Source organism: Desulfopila aestuarii DSM 18488 (genome assembly GCF_900143695.1).
GTDB classification, from domain to species: domain Bacteria; phylum Desulfobacterota; class Desulfobulbia; order Desulfobulbales; family Desulfocapsaceae; genus Desulfopila; species Desulfopila aestuarii.
Window position 1 is genome coordinate 1 of the sequence record NZ_FRFE01000072.1, and the last position, 5,723, is coordinate 5,723.

At 42.1% G+C, this 5,723-nt stretch carries 2 protein-coding genes and 1 pseudogene; 2 read left to right on the forward strand and 1 reads right to left on the reverse strand.

What is annotated here, in order from left to right; all coding sequences use genetic code 11:
- The coding region (locus BUF15_RS26025; protein ID WP_143170903.1) for a transposase at window positions 1-679 on the forward strand (679 nt) is incomplete at its 5' end.
- A gap of 222 nt (window positions 680-901) precedes the next feature.
- Window positions 902-4,891 carry a PAS domain S-box protein gene (locus BUF15_RS26030; RefSeq protein ID WP_073617248.1) on the forward strand — a complete coding sequence of 1,330 codons (3,990 nt, stop codon included), beginning with the start codon at window positions 902-904 and terminating at the stop codon, window positions 4,889-4,891.
- A 137-nt stretch (window positions 4,892-5,028) separates the two neighbouring features.
- Here the strand turns inward: BUF15_RS26030 and BUF15_RS26040 are convergent.
- A pseudogene (locus tag BUF15_RS26040) lies at window positions 5,029-5,723 on the reverse strand (transposase); the annotation flags it as partial.

The following is a 5,723-nucleotide window of genomic DNA, read 5'->3' on the forward strand; positions in this document are numbered from 1 at the left end:
ACGAACGTATCTGAGCCGGGTAATCCGGGATATTGAGAGAAAGTGCCCAAATCCACATGAAGATCTTCGGTCTCTTTTGGAGACATCGAAACGTATCTTTAGCCAACAGCGAAAAGACAGGAACAAGGTGTACAGTGTTCATGAACCTGCAGTTGGGTGTATCAGCAAAGGAAAAGCCCATAAACGTTATGAATTTGGTGCAAAGGTGAGTGTTGCCACCACAAGTCGTGGCAGTTGGTTCGTTGGTGCTCAAGTTTTTCATGGTAATCCGTATGACGGACATACCCTTTCCAAGACGCTTGCCCAGGTCACCAAACTGGTACAATCACCTGAGCATGTTTTTGTCGATCAGGGGTATCGAGGCCATGATTATACCGGAGAGATCGAGGTGCATGTTGACAAGCGTCGAAGAGGCCGAACGCCCAAAAGTCTCTGGAGCTGGATGAAACGCAGGGCAGCAGTTGAGCCTTCAATTGGTCACCTCAAGCAAGAACATCGAATGGATAGAAATCGACTCAAAGGTAGAATGGGTGACTGTATTAATGCTATCCTCAGTGCTGCTGGAATGAACTTCAGGAAGTTGATGAAGTTCGTTGAGAGTATTTTGCGCTATTTTCTTTGCTTGCTTTTATGCCAGTTACTGCCATCGAGAAAATGGAACTGGCAGCAACTGGCTTAAAAATGAGTTTTTCAAGATCGACTAATGAGATTTGTCTTTCGCCAATTTATTTGAACCTGGAAACCCTTGCCCTCAGGGCAAGGTAATTGTTCAGAGGCTTTGCCGAATGAACGTGAGATGAAGTAAATTGTTACTCTGCGATTGGGTTACCCCGCTAAAGCTAACCACAACCAAGAGTAACAATGAGTAGATACCGTAAGTTATTAATTCAGCGGGCATTTTGTGATACAAAAGCAACTTTTGTTACAGTTAAATCAACGTTATATCGGCCATATAATGAAGAGGTCTGTATTTTTATTTGCCCGCCGGTTTAATACCGTGCCCCTGAAAGGGGCAAACGGCAAAGTATCCCCTTTAAGCGGTTATCAATACCGGCCCCTTTTATCTTTTAAAGTAAAAAAGTATTTTGCACCCTTTATGGAAATGATGAAAATCTTTTTTGGCCGAATAAAATTCCTTGCCCAGCATACCATAATTCTTTTAGTTATATTTCTTTTGGTTAGCTGTGCAACAAGCTGTTTCAGTGCCCTTCTCACTACCAAGGAGAGAGAATGGCTTAAACAGCATGAGGGTAAAATAACTTTAGCTCTCGAGAGCAATTATGCACCTTTTGTATTCATTGATAAAAACGGGAAAAACAGTGGACTCGCAACCGATTATCTCAAATTAATACAGAAAAAGTTGGACTTCAGCCTCCAAGAAATAAAATTTGAGTCTTTTAATAATATCTTTGAATCCGCTAAGAAGAATGAAATTGATATAGTAAATGCGGTAACTGAAACTGAAGATCGATCACGCTATTTGCTCTTCACCAAACCGTTCATAGAAATACCTAACGTCATAATTGTAAAAAAAGATAAATATGAATCTCTTACTGTTGAGAAATTACAAAAATTCAAGGTGTCGGCAGTAAAAAATTATGCAATTACAGAATACTTATCCAAAAACTACTCTTATCTGGATATGGATCTTGTTCCAGACGACTTAACAGCATTGCTGAGCGTTTCTTTTAATCGCACTGATTGCACAATTTTGGATTTAGCGACAGCTTCTTACCTGATTGAAGAAAATGGTATTACAAATCTTCGTGTCGCGGGAAATGTTGGATATAGCATTAAACTTTCAATTGCTTCAAGAAAAGATTGGCCCATATTAAACCAGATTTTGAATAAAGGATTGGAAGCCATCAGTGCAGATGAACGAATATCTATCAGAAATAAGTGGATTCCTATTGATCATATCATTTTCTACAAAAGTAAAGCTTTTTGGGTTATTGTTGTTTGCATATCTTCAATTTTTTCGTTTTGTATTTTGTCTGCGTTACTCTGGAATCGTGCTCTAAAAAAACAAATTCTTAAACATACAAATCTGTTAACATCAGAATTGGAAGAAAGAAGGAGAATTCAAGAAGTCCTGCGACAAAACGAGATAGATTTGAATGCATCTCAGCAGATTGCACATTTGGGAAGCTGGCGCCTCAATGTGGAGACAAATGAAGTGTTCTGGACAGAAGAGCTTTATAGAATGTATGGTTTTGACCCGACCCTACCACCACCACCCTATACCGAACATATAAATTTGTTTACTCCTCAAAGCTGGGAATTATTATCGCGTTCCCTGGAAAAAACAAGAAGGACCGGCGTTCCATATGAGCTTGAGCTGGAAATGCTAAAAAAAAATGGACGCAGAGGATGGATGTGGGTTCGAGGCGAGGCGGTAAAAAATCCAAAAGGCAAGGTTATAGGGCTTTGGGGAGCAGCTCAGGATATAACAACGCGAAAACAGCGTGAGGCTGATTTAAAGATAGCACTTGAAGAGGTACACCTGATTCGAGAAGAAGAGTTAGCACTGCTTGAAGCATCCCAAGCTATTATTTTTTGTACTACGTTTGAGGAAGCCGCCCGAAATATTTTTGATAAATGTGCAAAACTAATCGGTGCGCATTCTGGGTATGTTGCCCTTTTGGCTGAGAATGGTCAAGAAAATGAAGTCCTGTTTCTTGAAGCCGGCGGGCTGCCATGTGATGTTGACCTAAACCTTCCAATGCCAATACGGGGACTCAGAGAGGTCGCCTATCGGACGAATAATGTTGTTTATGACAATCACTTTGCTGATAGTCAGTGGGCAGATTATATGCCTGAAGGCCATGTGCAGCTAAAGAATGTTCTTTTTGCTCCTATAGTCGTTGATAATAAAACGCTTGGGTTGATTGGCATAGCTAACAAGCCTGAGGCTTTCACTGAAAGAGATGCCAAAATTGCCAAATCGTTTGGCGAACTGGCTGCTGTTGCGATCACCTATGTGAAAACCCAGGATAGCTTGAATAAAAGCGAAGAAAAGTTTCGTCTTGCATTTCTGACAAGTCCAGACGCTATTAATCTCAACAGGCTCGAAGATGGTGTGTACACTGAGATTAATGAAGGCTTCACCAAAATTCTGGGTTATTCAAGACAAGATGCTATTGGTAAGTCTTCGATTGAATTAGGTATATGGAAAAATACAAATGATCGGGAACGCTTAGTCGAAGGATTACAAAAAAATGGTATTGTCGAGAACCTTGAGGCAGAATTTGTAAATAAAAGAGGCGATATTAGAATTGGCCTTATGTCTGCCAGGGTTCTGGATATAAATAATGAAAAGACTATTTTGTCAATTACACGGGACATTACGGATAAAAAAGAGATCGAAAAAAAATTAATAAAAAGTGAAGAGCAATACAGAGAATACTTTGAAGAAAACCCAGCAGGTTCTTATATTTCAACGCCTGAAGGTCAGTTGCTAGCCTGCAACCGGGAATATTTAAATATTTTCGGATTTAAAAGTAAAAAAGACGCTTTTGAAATGCCCATACCCCAATTATTTATAAAGCCTGATGAACGAGTTAAATTCATCAATAAAATATCAAAATGTCATGATATTGTTAATAAGGAAACAACTCTTAGAAGGATTGATGGGCAATCGATTATAGTTAATGAGAACGCCTCTGGATTATTCGATGAGGATGGAACACTGAAACATATTAGAGGTTTTTTACTTGATATTTCTGAACAAAGGCGGCTTGAAACTCAAATTCAGCAGGCCCAGAAAATGGAATCCATCGGGACACTTGCGGGAGGGATTGCCCATGACTTCAATAATATCCTCGGAGGAATCCTTGGCTATGCAGAAATGGCCCAGGAAGCTTGTCCCGCAGGATCGACGGTAAGAAAAGACCTTGATCAGGTCGTCAAGGCGAGCTACAGGGCCAAAGAGTTAGTAAAACAGATCCTTGCCTTCAGCCGTCAGGATGAGACCGACCAAATCCCTTTGCAACCTGAGGTGATCATAAAGGAAGCATTAAAGCTGCTTCGCTCCTCATTGCCTACGACTATTGACATCCAACAGAATATCGATACTGAATCTTGGCCAATTCTTGCAGATCCAACCAAGATCCATCAGATAATAACTAACCTTTGCACCAATGCGTTCCACGCGATGGAAGAAACGGGTGGCACTCTCACCATCTCCCTTAAAAACACAACATTGACCCGGGCAGAGTTAAAAAGCGAACCACATGTGCATCCTGGACATTTTGTAGAAATCACTGTTGGAGATACGGGTCCAGGAATAGCACCAGAAATCATGGATAAAATTTTCGATCCTTTCTTCACTACGAAAGAGGTAGGCAAAGGGACGGGAATGGGTCTTGCTGTGATCCATGGCATAGTCAAGAAATCAAACGGCTTTGTTTCCTGCAGAAGTTCAGTTGGTGAAGGGACGACTTTTTATGTGTATCTTCCAGTTCACTCAGATACAGCGTCACCAGAAGCCGAACCGACCCCTTCAGAATTAACCCAACTTGGAGCTGAGCGTGTTCTCTTTATAGACGATGATGAGATGGTGGCCCAAATGGGCAAGACGATGCTTGAGCGACTTGGTTATAGGGTGACCGTAGAGACAAGCAGCCTTGAGGCACTAAAAAATGTACAAGATCAACCAGAACGCTTTGACTTGGTCATCACCGATCAGACGATGCCGGGTATGACTGGAAGTGATCTGGCACGACGCATACTCCAAATAAGGCCGAAAATGCCGATCATTCTCTGTACTGGGTACTCTAATCAGATTTCAGAAGAAAAGGCCACAATCTACGGAATAAAGGGATTTGCGATGAAGCCACTGGCGAAAAAGGATCTTGCTGCCCTTGTAAGAAACGTGCTCGATGGCCAATAATTGTAAGCAATGCACCATAGCCAACGGCAAGCTTTTCAGCTCCGGTCCGGCCCATTAACATTGCCACATCAAACGTCCGCTCCTTCAACAAGAACTCCGAGTCAACACTAATTAGTCGACCTTGAAAAAATCAATTTCTACCCCAGTTGCTGCCACTGCCATTTTCTCGATGGCAGTAAAAGGAATAAAAGCGAGAGAACAAAATAGCGCAAAATGCTCTCGATGAACTTCATCAACTTCCTGAATTTCATTCCGGCAGCACTGAGGATGGCATTAACACAGTCACCCATTCTGCCTTTGAGTCGATTTCTGTCCATTCGATGTTCTTGCTTGAGGTGACCAATTCAAGGCTCAACTGCTGCCCGGCGTTTCATCCAGCCTCAGATTCTTTTGGGCGTTCGGCCTCTTCGACGCTTGTCAACATGCACCTCGATCTCTCCGGTATAATCATGGCCTCGATACCCCTGATCGACAAAAACATACTCAGGTGATTGTACCAGTTTGGTGACCTGGGCAAGCGTCTTGGAAAGGGTATGTCCGTCATACGGATTACCATGAAAAACTTGAGCACCAACGAACCAACTGCCACGACTTGTGGTGGCAACACTCACCTTTGCACCAAATTCATAACGTTTATGGGCTTTCCCTTTGCTGATACACCCAACTGCAGGTTCATGAACACTGTACACCTTGTTCCTGTCTTTTCGCTGTTGGCTAAAGATACGTTTCGATGTCTCCAAAAGAGACCGAAGATCTTCATGTGGATTTGGGCACTTTCTCTCAATATCCCGGATTACCCGGCCCAGATACGTTCGTAACTTTCTGGTACAAC